Annotated in this window: 12 protein-coding genes; 4 read left to right on the top strand and 8 right to left on the bottom strand. The window is 41.4% G+C overall.

All coding sequences use genetic code 11. The features are described from left to right. Positions 1–15 precede the first annotated feature (15 nt). Positions 16–1,431, bottom strand: coding sequence for a branched-chain amino acid transporter BcaP (bcaP, locus tag ACOT8F_RS03000; protein WP_421650077.1), 1,416 nt, complete (start codon positions 1,429–1,431; stop codon positions 16–18). Positions 1,432–1,767: 336 nt separating this feature from the next. Between bcaP and ACOT8F_RS02995 the strand changes: the two genes are divergently transcribed. Next, positions 1,768–2,190: a pyridoxamine 5'-phosphate oxidase family protein gene (locus ACOT8F_RS02995; RefSeq protein WP_421650076.1), complete on the top strand. Its 423-nt coding sequence runs from the start codon at positions 1,768–1,770 to the stop codon at positions 2,188–2,190. Between the two features lie 242 nt (positions 2,191–2,432). Here the strand turns inward: ACOT8F_RS02995 and ACOT8F_RS02990 are convergent, their stop codons facing one another. From ACOT8F_RS02990 to ACOT8F_RS02975, 4 genes are all read right to left on the bottom strand, one after another. Next, a complete protein-coding gene (locus ACOT8F_RS02990) occupies positions 2,433–3,158 on the bottom strand; it encodes a DUF2161 domain-containing phosphodiesterase (protein WP_421650075.1) in 726 nt (241 codons plus the stop codon). A gap of 338 nt (positions 3,159–3,496) precedes the next feature. Then, positions 3,497–4,234 (bottom strand): amino acid ABC transporter ATP-binding protein, encoded by a 738-nt coding sequence (locus ACOT8F_RS02985; protein ID WP_421650074.1) that lies wholly within the window; start codon positions 4,232–4,234, stop codon positions 3,497–3,499. 12 nt (positions 4,235–4,246) lie between these two features. Then, positions 4,247–4,912 carry an amino acid ABC transporter permease gene (locus ACOT8F_RS02980; RefSeq protein WP_421650073.1) on the bottom strand — a complete coding sequence of 222 codons (666 nt, stop codon included), beginning with the start codon at positions 4,910–4,912 and terminating at the stop codon, positions 4,247–4,249. Between the two features lie 19 nt (positions 4,913–4,931). Then, a complete protein-coding gene (locus ACOT8F_RS02975) occupies positions 4,932–5,720 on the bottom strand; it encodes a transporter substrate-binding domain-containing protein (RefSeq protein ID WP_421650072.1) in 789 nt (262 codons plus the stop codon). 245 nt (positions 5,721–5,965) lie between these two features. Here ACOT8F_RS02975 and ACOT8F_RS02970 point away from each other — a divergent pair, with 245 nt between their 5' ends. Next, on the top strand, positions 5,966–7,321 hold the full coding sequence (locus ACOT8F_RS02970; protein WP_421650470.1) for a glucoamylase family protein: 1,356 nt from the start codon (positions 5,966–5,968) through the stop codon (positions 7,319–7,321). A 438-nt stretch (positions 7,322–7,759) separates the two neighbouring features. On the opposite strand, the gene ACOT8F_RS02965 is transcribed toward ACOT8F_RS02970, so the two are convergent. The 3 genes from ACOT8F_RS02965 to ACOT8F_RS02955 form a co-directional block, all read right to left on the bottom strand. Continuing rightward, positions 7,760–8,611, bottom strand: coding sequence for a carbohydrate ABC transporter permease (locus ACOT8F_RS02965; RefSeq protein WP_421650469.1), 852 nt, complete (start codon positions 8,609–8,611; stop codon positions 7,760–7,762). 49 nt (positions 8,612–8,660) lie between these two features. After that, positions 8,661–9,548 carry a carbohydrate ABC transporter permease gene (locus ACOT8F_RS02960; protein WP_421650071.1) on the bottom strand — a complete coding sequence of 296 codons (888 nt, stop codon included), beginning with the start codon at positions 9,546–9,548 and terminating at the stop codon, positions 8,661–8,663. Positions 9,549–9,699: 151 nt separating this feature from the next. Continuing rightward, on the bottom strand, positions 9,700–10,935 hold the full coding sequence (locus tag ACOT8F_RS02955) for an extracellular solute-binding protein (RefSeq protein ID WP_421650070.1): 1,236 nt from the start codon (positions 10,933–10,935) through the stop codon (positions 9,700–9,702). Between the two features lie 405 nt (positions 10,936–11,340). Here ACOT8F_RS02955 and ACOT8F_RS02950 point away from each other — a divergent pair, with 405 nt between their 5' ends. Beyond that, positions 11,341–13,557 (top strand): glycoside hydrolase family 3 N-terminal domain-containing protein, encoded by a 2,217-nt coding sequence (locus tag ACOT8F_RS02950; RefSeq protein WP_421650069.1) that lies wholly within the window; start codon positions 11,341–11,343, stop codon positions 13,555–13,557. Beyond that, positions 13,523–16,837 carry a GH36-type glycosyl hydrolase domain-containing protein gene (locus ACOT8F_RS02945; protein ID WP_421650068.1) on the top strand — a complete coding sequence of 1,105 codons (3,315 nt, stop codon included), beginning with the start codon at positions 13,523–13,525 and terminating at the stop codon, positions 16,835–16,837. Before ACOT8F_RS02950 ends, ACOT8F_RS02945 begins: the two co-directional genes overlap by 35 nt. The last annotated feature ends 2 nt before the right edge of the window (positions 16,838–16,839 follow it).

Here is a 16,839-nt window from a genome sequence, read left to right as displayed (position 1 = left end):
CCGGTGCGCTTTTTCTCATCCTATTTTCCGCATTGGTGGTTTTTGTTCATTCAAGCCGCTGTGTCTTCTTCCATACAGGAAGTAGACAACTAGTCCGATTACCAGCCAGATGCCGAAGAATTGCCAAGTGATTGCCGGAAGCTGAAGAACCAAATATCCGCAAAAAACGAAAGCAAGAATTGGCACGACCGGTACAAATGGTACTTTAAATCCAGTGTTAGAAGCCATTTTATTTTTTCGGATATAGAGAATCCCTACAGATACGGTCATAAAAGCAAACAATGTTCCGATGTTCGTTAGCTCTGCCAGCTGTCCAAGCGGGATAAGCCCTGCAAAAATGGATACAGCAACGAATGATACCCATGAAGAAAAAACAGGGGTATTTTTTTCCGGACTGACTCTTGACAACCGCTTTGGAAGAAGACCGTCACGGCTGATGGCATAAAACAAACGAGTCTGTCCATACATCATAACGAGCAGTACCGTTGTCATACCAGCAATCGCACCAATTGAGATGAGCCCTGCTACCCAATCCTGATGGATAAATTTGAGAGCAAATGCAACTGGGTTCGTAACATTTAATTGATCATAAGGAACGATCCCTGTAAGAATGGCTGAAACAACAATATAGAGCACTGTACAAATTAAAAGTGAAGTAATAATACCAATTGGCATATTCCGCTGAGGATTCTTCACTTCCTCAGCAGCAGATGATACAGCATCAAAGCCGATATAAGCAAAGAATACTGTAGCTGCACCGGTTGCAACACCTTGGAAGCCAAACGGCATAAATGGTGTCCAATTCTCCGGTTTTACATACCACACCCCTACAACAATAAATAAGATAACGATTGCTAATTTGAGGATAACCATGAAAGCATTAAAACGTGCTGATTTTTTTGCGCCTTGGGTGATCAGCAAGGTAATTAATAATACAGCAAAGATAGCTGGAATGTTAATGTAGGTTCCATGTGCCGGATCATACGCTCCAGATAAAGCTTTTGGAAGATGGATGCCGAAGCCTTCAAGAAATCCTTGAAAATATCCAGACCAACCTACAGCTACAGCTGAAGAAGCCAGTCCATATTCCAAAATCAGATCCCATCCTAAAATCCAGGCAATCAGTTCTCCGAATGTTGCATAGCTGTATGTGTAGGCACTGCCTGACACAGGTACAGTTGACGCGAACTCAGCATAGCATAGCGCCGCAAACACACAGGCAATGGCTGACATCACAAAGGAAATAACAAGTGCTGGCCCAGCATGTTCAGCCGCAGCTACTCCAGTCAGGACGAAAATCCCTGTACCGATAATTGCTCCGATTCCAAGCATCGTTAAATCAAATGCACCAAGCTCTTTTTTTAACGTGACGCTTTTCTGGCTAGTCTCTTTAATTAACGTTTCAATCGATTTTTTTCTAAATAGTGCCATAAACATCCCTCACCTGCTTTTACATAATATTCTGAAATCTCAAACTATACTTTATAGGAATAATTTAATCGTTCTAGGACGAAATTGCAAATGTTTTCTGGAAATTTATTAAATATATTGTTTCATACGGAGGAATCTAATTCCAGTTTCTTCAATTTTATGGACAGTTCGTCACTTAAGCTCAGTAAATGTATTTTTGAAAATATTGGAATATATCTTAATACTATTAAAACGTTATGCACATTCCTGCTCCCTAAACCACTTCTTTCTGGTTTAACTTCTTTGATAAAAAGGAACATTAATACTATTACCAGAAAGAGAAGGAGCTGTTATTGGATGAACCAGCAAGAATTAAGAGATAAAATTTTAAGCATAATTGATGAAAATAAAGTCGGAACTTTGGCTACTGTAAAAAACAACAAGCCTCACTCCCGCTATATGACTTTTTTTAATGAAAGCATGACTCTATACACACCAACAAATAAAGAAACACATAAAACAGAAGAAATCGATGAAAACCCAAATGTGCATATCCTGCTTGGATATGACGGAGAAGGTGTCGGAGATACGTTCGTAGAAATTGAAGGAATAGCATCCATTAAAGATGATAATGAAACCAAACACAAGCTTTGGAACAAGAGCTTGGAGCCATGGTTTGAAGGTCCCGACGATCCTGAATACATCGTGCTTGAAATTAAGCCTTCTAAAATTAGACTGATGAATATGAAAGATAACTCTCCTCAGACATTGGAAATGTAATGAAAAGCGCTGGACAATGGGCCAGCGCTTTTTTAGTTATGGCATTTTGTTCCCGTTTGGATAGATTATACAGAGATTTGCATAGATAATCTGAGGTTTTGAGTAGATTCTGATGGATTTTGGATAGATTTTCTGGAAATTTGGATAGATTTTCTGGAAATTTGGAGAGATTTCTGCCTTAAAGGTCCCGGGCTCGATTAATCATTTCCTTTTCAGCCGAAGCCAATACTTCCGCACCCTTTTTAAAGCCCTTCTCTTATACTCTGCTTCAAGTAATGAGCCGCTAATTCAGGATAATCTTCAATCTCTAGTTTCCCCTTCTCACTTATCGTATAAGAGCCCCTGCCTAATTTCAGAAACCAGCCATAATAATTTTTACCGAGAATCGAAAGCGTTTTTTCTCCTGTCCCCATTTCCCTCAAACCCTTTGGAGACAGAGGTCCGTACTGGTTCAGAAGAGCAGCAATATGGATGCATTTCTCTTTATAGGCAGTGAGAATCTTTTTTTTGCTGCTGCCGCCGATATTATAATCGCCGTTCCGCCCGCTGATTTCATCCAAAATCTTTTTTCTTTTTAGCTTGCTTCGCTGCATGCTTTTCTTGCGGTCAAACGGCTCTGGAGAAATCACAATTTCCATACTGGTTCTGCCTTTACTGAATGTCACAAGTATAAGTCCAAGCTCAAGCCGTTTGATCAAATGGCAAATATCATGCCACTTCTTTGAACGGCGGCTGTATTTTGGTTTCGGAATGGCGATATAAACAAGATCAGTGATTCGCTGCCTTTGAGTAGCTTGAACAAGCAAATCAATATTCAAGTTAAGTTTCAGCTCAATGATGACTAATTCATCATCCTTTAAAGCTGTGACATCACAATGGTTAACTTCCCCATTTACTGCAAAGCCTTTATTCGTAAAATACTTTCTGACAGGTTCATATAATTCTGTTTCATATCGCTTTTCTTTCATAACTGTCCCTCTCACCTTCTTGTAGACAGTATATCATTTTCATTTCTTTCAAAGCGTTACGATCCGTACAAATGTTCAGCACGTTGGCAGAATCTGCTTCATGGCTTCTTTTCTTAAGGCTGTTTTCGCAAAGATTGTTGCTATTCGTATAGTCATAGACCACGCATAAAGATTAGCTTCGTGGCATCTTTTCTTAAAATTTGCAACTGTATTCTTGCTCTTTATTTACTTAAATGGATGAAAAAACAACAAAGTTTAAGAAAAGAGCCTTTCTTAAAGCTTGAGCCCATATCATATTCAGAAAAAGAACCTGCTCGACTGAACAGGTTCTCCCCTTCTTACATCATCGCGTCCAAAAATTCTTTCGTCCGCTGTTCCTTTGGATTTTCGAAAAAATCCCTTGGATGACCAACCTCGACAATTCTTCCTTCATTCATGTAGACAATCGAATCGGCAACCTCTCTGGCAAAGCCCATTTCATGCGTTACAATGATCATAGTCATGCCTTCTTCAGCGAGTCCTTTCATCGTTTGAAGCACCTCTCCGATGAGTTCCGGATCTAGAGCAGATGTAGGTTCATCAAATAGCATGATGTCAGGGTTCATGGCCAGGGCTCTTGCAATGGCAACACGCTGCTTTTGGCCGCCGGAAAGCTTGTTCGGATACACATCTGCTTTATCCTCAAGTCCAACTTTTTTCAAAAGCTCCCTAGCCTCCTGTACAGCCTTATCTTTAGGTGTTTTTTTCACTTGAGTCGGTGCTTCTATAACATTTTCGAGAACAGTTTTATGAGGAAACAGATGAAAGTGCTGGAATACCATACCGATTTTCTGACGGACCTCATCAATTTTGTGAGTAGCCTTTGTCACTTCTTTACCTTCGATGATGATCTTGCCATTATCTTTTTTTTCAAGGAAGTTCAGACAGCGAAGCAATGTGCTCTTTCCGCTTCCGCTTGCCCCGATCAAACAGACAACATCACTTTCCTTTACTGTCATATCCACATCCTTCAGCACATGCAGCTTCCCGAAGGATTTATTCAGCTTTTCAACCCGGATCATTTCTCTATCGCTCAATTTCCTTCCCTCCTATTGATCACTGATGGCCATGCGTTTTTCAATAGCATTCACAGCGAGTGTCAAAATAGCCACAAGGATTAAGTAATAAACCGCTACAATCAAAAGATAATTCATTTCATCGAAGTTATTGGAACCGATTGTCGTTGCAACGTTAAAGAGCTCATTCATCGAGATGAATGCAGCAAGCGAGGAATCCTTAAGTCCAATAATAAACTGGTTTCCAAGGGGCGGCAGCGCTCTGCGAAATGCTTGAGGCAAAATAATTCTGCGCATCGTTAAGCCTTTTGACATTCCGAGCGACCTTCCTGCTTCCATTTGCCCTTTATCAATCGACTGAATTGTACCGCGGAAAATCTCAGCAATATAGGCCCCATTATGAAAAGCAAGAGCAAGCGAGGCTGCCCAAAAGTCAGGCAAAAGGAATATTCCGCTGATGCCGAAATACAAAATAAAAATCTGAACAATTAACGGTGTCCCGCGGACAAGGTAAATGTAAATGTCTGATATGTATCCAAGCACCTTAAACTTGGAAAGCTTTAAAAAAGCAAAAAAGAGTCCGATAACAATTCCTACAAGGATTGAAACCACTGTCAGTTCAAGCGTAAGCAGCATGGCTTGAATAAAAACATCCTTGCTTTCAATCAATGTTTGAAAAAAATGCGAAAAGCTAGGCAAATTTCACAGCTCCTTTAGGTTATTTTTTCTCATTAGGATCTTTCGTAATATCTTCACCAAAATACTTTTTGCTGATTTTAGCCAGGGTTCCGTCTTTCTTCAGCTTCTCAATCGCTTCATTCACCCGTTTTAGAAGCTTTGGATTATCCTTTGGCAAAACAACTGCCTGTGCACTGCGCTCTATCAGCTGCTGTCCTTTTACTTTGAATCCTTCTTGGATAGAACTGCGCCCTGTAACAAAGTCTGTTATTACGGCATCATGCCTGCCGCTGCTCAGTGCCTGAAGTGCTGTAATATCACTGTCATAAACCTTCACAATCCCGGTATACTTTTTCGCAATATCCGCATAAGTGGAGCCCTTTGCAGCCGCTACTTCTTTCCCTTTTAAATCATCTACTGTTTTAATGCTGCTTCCAGGTCTCGTGAAAATCTGCGGACCGGAATAATAGTATGGTGTCGAGAAACTTACTTGCTTAGCCCGCATTGCATTAATGGTATGGCTAGCCACAGCTGCATCAGCCCTGCCTGTTTTTACTCCTTCTACGATCCCTTTGAACTTAATTCGCTTCGGTACTGGCTTTAAGCCAAGTTCCTTCGCAATTGCTTTCCCGACTTCTACATCAAACCCTACCATCGTCATATCATTTTTCACGTAGCTGAACGGCTTGAATTCTCCTGATGCTGCAAAAACAAATTCTTTCTTATTGATTAATTTCGATCCATCAGAAAGCTCATCTTTTTGCGCACAGGCTGAAAGTAAACTAACGAGAAAAATGATTGACAGAATCAGCTTTATACCAGCCTTCATGCTCGTCCCCTTTCTTGCAGGTCTTGTAAAATCCCGCTAAAAATGAATGAAAATTATGTATATTCAGTTTGGGTTTTCGATACCCTATTTTCCAGAATTGTAATCATTAGCATGCCTTTAAAGGTGCAAATTAGGGATTTTCACCCATATCGTTTCAGCAATAATACGGCTTTTTAATGATTGCGCTTTCAAATTCAACTGCTATGATGTTTATAGAAACGTTTCGACAAATAAACGTATCGGGAGTGGACCATTTGAAATTGCAAAAAATGACCATGTTGATTGCTCTGTTTAGCTTTGTGCTTTCCCTCACTTTTACGCCTTACGTTTCTGCTTCAGGAGATCAATGGAAAAAAGATGATGCCAGTCTCAGAAGCATCGCTAAAAAGACTTATTCCTTTTTCAAAGATTACACCGATCCTTCAACAGGGCTTACCTCAGATACAATCAGATATGAGAAAAGTGGACTGACAGAAGCTAAGCATACTTCTCCTACCAATGTCTCTATGTATATCATGAGCACTGTTTCAGCTGATCAGCTCGGGATCATCTCCCGCAAAGAAGCTGTATCCAGAATTCAAAAAACGTTAAAGACCTTGGAAAAATTAAAAAAGTGGAACGGGCTTTTTTACAATTGGTATAATACTGACGGTTCGCTGAAAACCGACTGGGGACAATTTATTTCTCAAGTTGATAATGGGTGGCTGTCCGCAGGATTGATTGTTGCCGGTCAAGCTTATAAAGAACTTAGGGGCGAAACATCACTTCTTGTAAAAAACATGGATTATTCTAAGCTATATGATCCTGCGATCGGTCAATTTTTCGGAGGATATGACGTTGCCAAAGGAGAAATGACGGCTCATCATTATGGCCTGTTTTACACAGAACCTCGCGTTGCAAGCTATATTGCAATCGGTAAAGGAGATGTACCAAAGGATCATTGGTGGAAAATGTACCGGACGATGCCTCCTGAATGGGACTGGCAGTCTCAGATTCCTTCTGGAAAAGAACAAACATATGATGGGGTTAAGGTTTTCGAGGGACATTACAGCTACAATGGGATAAGCTTTGTACCAACATGGGGTGGCAGCATGTTTGAGGCATTAATGCCAAGCCTTGTGTTAAAAGAAAAAGAGCTTGGAAAAAAAGCGCTAGGATTAAATAATGAACGATACGTTCACATGCAAATTCAATATGCAAAAGAAAAAGGATATGCTGCATGGGGCTTTTCTCCAGCAGCGACCCCTGACGGCTATAGTGAATTTGCAGCTACACCGCTTGGAACATCCGGATACAAAGATGATGGCACCGTAACGGCACATGCTACTTTCCTAGCACTTGAGTATGCTCCAATAGAAGCGAAAAAGAATATAAAAGCCCTACTAGCTCTTGATTGCTATGGAAAATACGGCTTTTACGATTCTGTCAATGTGAAAAGCGGCCAAGTGGCGAAAGCCTATCTTGCCCTTGATCAAGGAATGATCTTGACATCAATCGCCAATTACATGAAACATGGAGTAATTCGAAACTATTTCCATCATGATCCGATCGGACGAAATCCTGAGGAGTTATTGAGGAAAGAAGAATTTTCTATTCAATAAGATAGGCAGAATGGGCAGGGACGCTTATTAGCGAACCTGCCTCTTTTTTCTAGGCTCTTTTCTTAAACTTTGTTGCTTTCTCATCTATATTAGATGATTCCGAACCAATATACCGTTGTGAATTTTAAGAAAAGATGCCACGAAGTAAGTCTTAATACGTGTTCAAGGATAGTACGAATAGCAACAATCTCTGCGAAAAAAGACTTTTTCTAATAATGCCATCAGAAAAGCTTCCCTTTTACAGAGAAAAAGCACTTATAGAGGTATTTACTGTCCAATTATAGAGTCCTTCTGTCTAAACACTGCATTGTACTTCCGGAAAACTATTTACCGGCCAAACTAGCGCTTTTATTGCCTAAACCCCTTTTACAAATATACTCAAATAAAAAAGCTGTATCCCTAATAGTCTAGTCTAATGGGGATACAGCTTTTTCGCATTTATTTCATCCCTGAAATGTTATATCCATCAATGATATGCCTTTGGAAGAACATGAAGATCACAATGATCGGTACTACCATGAACGTGGAGCCAGCCATTTGAAGGGCGAAGTTGCCGCTGTATTGGCCTTTCAGCAAGGATAGTCCAACAGACAGCGTATAGAGACTCTCATCATTTGCAATTATTAATGGCCATAAGAAACTGTTCCAGCCTGCGATAAACGTTAATATGCCTTGTACGGCTAGGATCGGCTTGGACATCGGCAGGACAATCTGCAGGAAAACACGGAATTCGCCCGCTCCGTCAAGTCTTGCTGCTTCCAGGAGCTCTTCCGGAATGGTCGACATAAATTGCCTGAAAAGAAAGATGCTAAAAGCTCCAACTAATCCCGGCAGAACGATCCCCGCCATTGTATTGACCAGATGCATCTGATTTAAAATCAAGTAAACGGGAATCATCGTTACTTGGCCGGGAATCATCATTGTAGCCAGTACTAGATAAAAAAGCTTTTCTTTCCCTTTAAACGAGTGCTTTGCAAAAGCATAGCCTGCCATGGCATTTAAGAAAAGGCCTGCAAAGGAACAGAGCACAACGATAATGGTGTTTTTTAAGTAAACGGCAAAATTCATATTCTCAAATAAATTGCGAAAGTTATCCAATGTGAATTCTTTGGGCCACAAAGTGGGCGTCAGCTGCATAACCTCATTTTCCGTTTTAAAAGCGGAGAGAATCATCCAGATAAAAGGAAGAGCAAAAAGCAAACCGCCCAGTGTTAAAATAATTCCTGCTGTCCATTGCTGAGCACGCCCTGTTCTTACTTTGGGTGCGGACTCACTTCGAATGGGGGCCATTGTATTCGGAAGGACCTTCGTCTTCATTTAAAAAACCTCCCCTTCTTCATTAATAATCCGATTCTTTCCGGCTGAACCTGAACTGAATCAAGGTGATAATGATGATTGCTATAAATAAAACAAATGACCCTGCTGCAGCGTAACCGAAATTACTTTGCTGGAAACCATTACGGTAAATAAATAGGGCAACAGATGTCGTACTGTCTAGCGGACCGCCCTTTGTCATAACGAATGGCTCTTCGAAAAATTGCAGCCAGCCGATCATCGTCGTTATTGAAACAAAGAAAATCGCATAGCGGAGGAGCGGGAGTGTAATACTGACGATCTGTCTCCAGCCGTTTGCTCCGTCAAGCTCAGCTGCTTCGTAATACGTTTTTGGGATGCCTTTAATGGCTGCCAGAAAAATAATCATATTAACCCCAATCGCCCGCCACAAGGCAAGCAAAATCAGGGATACTTTCGCCATAACAGGATCCGTCAGCCAAGGAATTCCCGGCATGTGGAGAAGTTTAAGGAGATAGTTAAATAGTCCAAACTGCGAGTTATAAAGAAAGCTCCACACGACAGCCACTGCCACAACGTTTGTAATAGAAGGCATGTAAAAAACAGTCCGAAAAACTTGAAAAATCTTCGCTTTTCCGAAGTTGATCAATAAGGCGATGGCAAGGGAGCAAATGATGACAAAAGGAACGCCAAATACAACGTAAAACAGCGTATTGAGAATGGATTTCACAAATATCGGATCCTTGAACACGTCCAGGTAATTTTGAACACCAATAAAATGGATACTTGCCCAATCCGCAAGACCAGCGAGATTGATATCCGTAAAGCTGATGACAAGTGCAACTGCAATTGGTATAAGCGAAAACAGTGTAAGCAGGATAAGGGCTGGTGCAATGAAGAAATATGGAGTTTTATTGCTGACAATACTTTTCATGAAAATCCCTTCCTTCATTTCCATGCTGGATGTAGTTTTTTAATATCTGCCGGCCGGGTTTAGTTCCCGATAATAAGAACATGAATCTAACCGTTCTTAAAAATCAGCCAGCAGGCTGTTTTACGCCTGCCAGCTATTTTTTATTGGCAGCCTATTTATTAAGCACCTCTTCTGCCTTTTGGTTAAAAGCATCCATTTCTTTTTGAGGATCTGCTCCACCGCGGTAGATCTTTTCAAAGCTTGTTAAGTAGGCTTGAGCAATGGGTTCCCACTGCTTAATAACCGGCATTGGCTTTGCATTTTCCATTTGATCACCCAATGTTTTATAATCCGGGTTCTCTTTTAATGAAGGATCTTTCCATGCTTCTTTAGCTGCCGGAAGGGAATTTGTCATCTTCATCCACTCAATTTGTGTTTTTGGCTTGCTCATGTATGCAAGAAATTTGAGAGATGCTTCTTTATTTTTCGTATATTGGAAAACAGATAAATCCGATCCTCCAAGAGCTGAAATATTGTTTTCCTTTTTAGGAAGGACTGCTGTTGCCCATTTCCCTTTCAGCTCAGGCGCCTGGTCATTAATTAGTTTGATTGACCAAGGACCGCTGATAAACATTGGAAGAATTCCGTCCCCTTTGAAAGCCTGAAGAATATCAATGTCTAAATCTTTTGGTGCTGACCCATTTTTATAAAAGCTGTTCAAATAATCGACTGCTTCAACAAATTTCTTTTCATTAAACAATGGCTTGTTCCCTGAAAGAAGCTCTGAACCATTCTGGCGTGCAAACATAAAGGAGAGAGACTGTTCTTTTGCATCAAGACTGATACCATATTTTCCTTCCCCTCGATTTGCAAGCTTTTTAGCTGCATCACTCAGCTCTTCCCATGTTTTAGGAGCTTCGCTATAGCCAACCTGTTTCAACAAGTCTGTCCGGTAAAATAATACGCGAGTATCCACGTACCATGGCACACCGACAACTTGATCATTTACCTTTGTTGTCTCTACCGATCCGCTGTAGTAATTATCTGCTCCAAGCTCAGGATACTTCTTCGTATAAGGAGTTAAATCCATTAATGCTTTCGCTGAGGCAAATTCCGGAATCCAAGTTGTCCCCATTTGAACTACGTCTGGGCCGTTTTTAGAGGCCACTGCTGTCAAAAGCTTATCATGTGCTGTTTCCCATGGAATGGCCTGAACCTTCACATCAATATCAGGATTTTCTTTTTTGAAATTTTCTGCAATTTTTGGGAGTGACTTTGCTTCCTCTCCCATTCCCCAAACCGTAATCGTCGTTTTGCCTGAGCTTGCAGAATTGGATGAACAGCCTCCAAGCAAGCTTGCGGCAAGCACGATACTGCAGCTAATAGCAGCCATAAATTTCTTATTCACTTTTACTCCCCCTATAAAAGATGGTGAAAAATCCTCTTTTGGTGTTTCGTTTCGATTTCAAAAATAATTTCTTTCTTCCAAGCCATTAAAAGCCCTTTTTTACCATTTGCTGAAAACTTTTTGTAGAAACGTTTCGACAGGGTAATTATATGTCACGTTGTAATCGTTTTCAATATTTATTTTTTTTATTTTTTTTATTTTTTTATTTTCTTCTGCCAATCCCCCTGTAAACCCTAATATAATCAGTTTTTCTGTGAACAAGAGAATAACACTGAATGAAGTCTCATTGACTCCCTTTATGAAAGCGTTTATAATCCAGATGAACAATTTATCGAAACGTTTCTATAAATCATTGCTGAAGCTTCCTTTCTTTACCCTTTCAAATTTAGAACGGAGGATGAACACATGCCATTATCTAAATTCCAACCCTTACTGAATGAAATGACTCTTACAGAAAAAATCGCCCAGCTTGTTCAGCTTGCTGCTCCTTTCTTTAAAGGTTCAAAAGATGAAGGGCAAATAACAGGCCCTCTTGCAGGTCTTGGCCTGTCTCAACAAACAGTGAAAGACGCAGGCTCTGTTTTAGGCACATCCGGTGCTGAGGAAGTGATCCGTATTCAAAAGGCCCATTTACAGGAAAACAGGCATGGCATTCCTCTCCTTTTTATGGCGGACATCGTTCATGGCTACAAAACCATTTTCCCTGTGCCAATTGCAATAGGCTGTTCTTTCGATCTTGAACTTGCTGAAAAAAGTGCTGAAATAGCTGCAAAGGAAGCAGCAGTGTCTGGACTTCATGTTACATTTGCGCCAATGGCGGATTTAGTCCGGGATCCCAGATGGGGGCGCGTCATGGAAACAACCGGGGAAGATCCCTATTTAAATAGTGAATTTGCAAGAGCTTTCGTTCGCGGGTTTCAAGGACAGAATCTCTCTCTGGAATCCAGCCGTGTGGCAGCCTGTGTGAAGCACTTTGCCGCATACGGTGCAGCTGAAGGCGGAAGGGATTACAATACGGTGAATATGTCAGAACGGGAGCTTCGGGAATCCTATCTTCCAGCCTACAAAGCAGCCCTTGATGAGGGCGCTGAGATGGTAATGACTTCCTTCAATACAGTAGATGGCATTCCTGCTACTGGGAATAAAAACCTGATGCGTGACCTGCTGAGAGATGAGTGGCAATTTGATGGAATCCTTATTTCAGATTGGGGCGCTGTCAAAGAGCTCATTCCGCACGGAGTTGCCAAAGACGAAAAAGAAGCGGCAAGAAAAGCAATCGAAGCTGGTGTGGATATCGAAATAATGAGTGCCTGCTATGCCCTGAATCTGGAGAACCTTGTTTTAGAGGGAACGATCAATGAAGCTCTGATCGATGAAGCCGTTCTTCGTATTTTTACCCTGAAGGATAAACTTGGCCTCTTTGAAAATCCTTACCGTGCTGCGGATCCAGAAGAAGAAAAGAAAGTAGTTCTATCAGATGAAAACCGCGTCTATGCCAGGACACTTGCTGAAAAATCATGCGTTCTTTTGAAAAACGATGGTCTGCTGCCGTTAAATGTTTCGAAAAAAGTGGCATTAATCGGCCCCTTCTCAACTAGCGGTGATATCCTTGGTCCCTGGTCCTGGATGGGCTCAAAGGATGAGGCCGTCACTCTCTATGAAGCAATGAAAACAAGGCTCAGCCACCCAAATCTCATAACAGCACAAGGCTGTGAAATTCATACAGGGTCGGAAGAACAGCTGGCAAAAGCAATCGAAGCAGCAACGAATGCTGATATCATCCTCCTTGCTCTTGGCGAAGCATCTGAGATGAGCGGTGAAGCTGGCTCAAGAACGAGTATTCAACTGCCGCAGGTTCAGCTTGAGCTGATCAAAGAATTGAAAAAGGTAAATAAGCCGATGGCTGCTGTTTTATTCAATGGCCGCCCGCTTGACCTGCATGTCATTGTTGAAAACACAGACGCTATTCTTGAAGCATGGTTTCCCGGCACAGAAGGGGGTTCCGCCATCGCAAACCTTCTTTTTGGAGATTCCTCTCCTTCTGCCAAGCTGACCATGTCATTCCCTTATTCCGTCGGACAGGTTCCTGTTTACTATAATTGCTATAATACCGGACGGCCGAAAGATGCTGTAGACGCTCAGGAACGTTATGTATCTCAATATCTGGATAGTCCTAATGAGCCTTTGTTTCCTTTTGGATTCGGCTTAAGCTACACAACCTTTCATTATGAAAATCCTTCACTATCATCTTCTGTAATGAATGAAAATGATACTATTGAGATTTCCGTAAAGGTAACAAATACCGGTGATGCTTCTGCGGAAGAAATCGTGCAGCTTTATATACAAGATGTATCTGGTGAAGTAGTAAGACCTTTGAAGGAACTAAAAGCATTTCAGAAGATATTTCTGCAGCCTGGCCAGTCTGAACAAGTGACGTTTCAGCTCATAGAAGAACAGCTTCGCTATTATCATTCCAATTTGAATTTTGAAAGCGACCCAGGGAATTTCCATGTTTATATTGGCGGAAACAGCAGAGATACTCTTTCTCTATCATTTGAGTTAAGGAAAAAAATGGAGGGGAAAATCAATGACAACAGCAATTCAATCAAAATATCTAATTAAGGCTGGAGATGTTTGTTTTACTTTCCTGAAAAGCGGAGATCTTTTCGAGGCGGCTCATCAATCAGTCATGATCAATCAGTGGCTTTCAAACCCGATCGATGGATCATTAAATAACCTATATGTAAGAATTCATACAGCTTCAGAAATCAGAGCCTATCCTATGCTCGGTTCAAAATCGGGCAGCACTTTTCATATTCAAGACTCACATGCGATATGGAAGGGAATGGTGGAAGAGATCAGCTATCAAGTTACCTTCAGCATGACAGAAGCAGGCATATGGTTTTGGGAGGTCGAGCTTGATGCAGAAGGGATAACGGCTGATATTATATATGGACAGGACTTGGGTCTTGCTCACCGCGGTGCTGTTAGAACGAATGAAGCCTTTGTCTCCCAATATATTGATCATCAGGTTTTTCAGGATGAAAGGAAAGGATATATCGTTTGTTCAAGGCAGAATCAGCCGCAGGACGGCACGTTTCCTTACCTGCAGCAGGGCTCCCTTACTCAAACGATTGGCTATTCAACAGATGGCTTTCAGTTTTTTGGACTTTCCTATAAAGAAACCAATGAACCGGAAGCGCTGAAAAGAACATTGCTTGCGAATGAAGTTTATCAATACGAATTTGCCTATACTGCCCTTCAATCCAAACAGGTTGATCTCAAGGGAAAAACACAGTTTGTTTTTTACGGATTATATAAAGAAGATCATCCAGAAGCGATCAGGACGGCTGAATATGAAACAGAAGTATGGAAAGCATGGAAGGAAATCTCAGTTAAAAATAACACTATCCTTTCAGCTTCTATAAACGATTCAGCTTCACAAGTGTCCGTTTTAAAAACTTATTCCATAACCCCCGAGGAACTGGATCTGTATTTCCCTTGCCGTATTCAAGAAGAATGGCAGAACGGAAAATTGCTTTCCTTTTTTACAGAAACCTATGAACATATTGTTTTTAAAGAAAAGGAACTGCTGACAGAACGTCCTCATGGTCATATTTTGATGAGTGGCAACAATATCAGAGAGCCTGAAAAAACGATGACATCCACTTCCCATATGTATGGTATTTTCAATTCACAGCTTACTGTCGGAAACACCTCCTTTAATAAAATGCTTTCTAATCAGCGGAACGCATTGAATATTATGAAAACGTCCGGACAAAGATTGTACGTTGAGATGGATGGAAGCTTTTATTTACTGGGCTTGCCTTCACTCTTTGAAATGGGTTTTAACTATGCCCGCTGGTACTATAAAACAGCAAACGATCTGATTATCGTGACGAATACCTCATCTGCAGAGCTGCCTGAAATCCAGCTGGATATCCGTTCTGCGAAAGGCTTGGAATATCGTTATCTCGTAACCAATCAAATGACAATGAACAATAATGAATACGACGCCTCTTTTCAAATAAAGAAGGAAAACGGCACGCTCATCATTCAGGCTTCAGAAAAGTCCGAAAGTGCTTCTGTTTATCCTGATCTAACTTACCTGATGAAGGTTTGGGGAACAGAGTTTGAAGTGATCCACACGTCTGATTTTGACGCTTCATCCGTATTTGCTTTTCAAACGGATACTTGCAGAGAATGGTCTGTTACCTTTCAGGGGCAGTTGGACCAAAAGGAGCCCCTCCCTCTTGTCTGCCTCTCTGCGCTTTCTGAAATTGAAAGCTACAGAGAATTTTTGAAAAAAACGATGAACGGCTTTCGTCTCACACATCCTTCAGAAAACGTGGAAAAGGTAAACGTGCTTGCCTGGTGGTATACACATAATATGCTGGTTCACTATTCTGTCCCTCACGGACTGGAGCAATACGGCGGTGCGGCATGGGGCACCCGCGATGTTTGCCAGGGGCCTGCTGAATTTTTTATGGCCACTCAAAATTATGAAGCTGTCAGGAATATCATCAAAACCATTTTCTCTCATCAGTACGAGGATAATGGAAACTGGCCGCAGTGGTTTATGTTTGACCGTTATGCTTCCATCCAGCAGGAGGAAAGCCATGGGGACATTATCGTCTGGCCTTTAAAGGTGCTTAGCGATTACCTTCTGGCAACAGACGACAGCAGCATTCTGCATGAAGATGTTCCATACACAGACCGAAAAACTTTTCAGTTTACTGAAAAAACGGTTTCCATATATGAGCATGCAAAAAAGGAAATTCAGTATATAAAAGATCATTTTCTGCATAACACACACCTTTCCATGTACGGAGATGGCGACTGGGATGATACCCTGCAGCCCGCAAATGCCGAGCTCAAGCAATATATGGTCTCAAGCTGGACAGTTGCGTTAACCTATCAAACAGTGCGGCAGTTTTCACAGGCATTGATTGACATAAACCCTCAAGAGTCAGCTCATTTAATGGAGCTTGCCTCCTCCATCAAGGATGACTTTACAGCATATATGCTGAATACTTCTGTCATTCCAGGATTTATTTATCTGAAGGATCCTCTGGAACCAGAGCTTATGCTGCATCCAGAAGATACAAAAACAAAGATTCAGTACCGTTTGCTTCCTATGACAAGAAGCATGATCGCGGAGCTCCTTTCAAAAGAACAGGCAGAAGCCCACTATCAGCTCATAAAAGAAAAACTGTTTTTCACGGATGGGGTAAGGTTAATGAACAGGCCTGCAGAATACAGAGGCGGTGTAAGCACCCATTTTAAACGGGCAGAACAAGCAGCAAATTTTGGCCGGGAGGTTGGACTTCAATATGTTCATGCGCACATCCGGTATGTAGAAGCGATGGCAAAGCTCGGTAAAACGGAAGAGGTTTGGAACGGGCTTGAAACAATCAACCCTGTTGGAATAACAGGGACAGTAAAAAATGCTGCACTTCGCCAAAGCAATGCCTACTTTAGCAGCTCTGACGGAAAGTTTCCAACCCGCTTGGAGGCTGAAAAAAACTTTGAAGATCTGAAAAATGGAAGTGTTCCTGTCAAAGGCGGCTGGCGTATCTATTCAAGCGGGCCAGGCATTTATTTGAATCAGCTGCTATCGAATTGCCTTGGCATCCGGTTTGTAAATAGGCATCTTGTTCTTGATCCGGTTCTGCCTGAAAATCTGAACGGGTTACGATTCTCATACACTCTAATGAAATACCCAGTGCAAATTGTGTACCATTTGAATAAAACAGGATTGAAAAGAGTCTCCATCAATGGCCATGCCATTCAGTATGATTTCACAGAGAACCCTTACCGTGAAGGCGGCTTGCTGATCAAGGAAGACATTCTTTCAAAATGGTTAAAGCCTGAAGACAATTTGATTGAAATTGATTTATAGGG

This window comes from Chryseobacillus diguaensis, assembly GCF_049220665.1.
In the GTDB taxonomy this organism is placed as follows: domain Bacteria; phylum Bacillota; class Bacilli; order Bacillales; family Bacillaceae; genus Metabacillus_B.
This window is presented reverse-complemented; position numbering and strand designations above follow the sequence as displayed.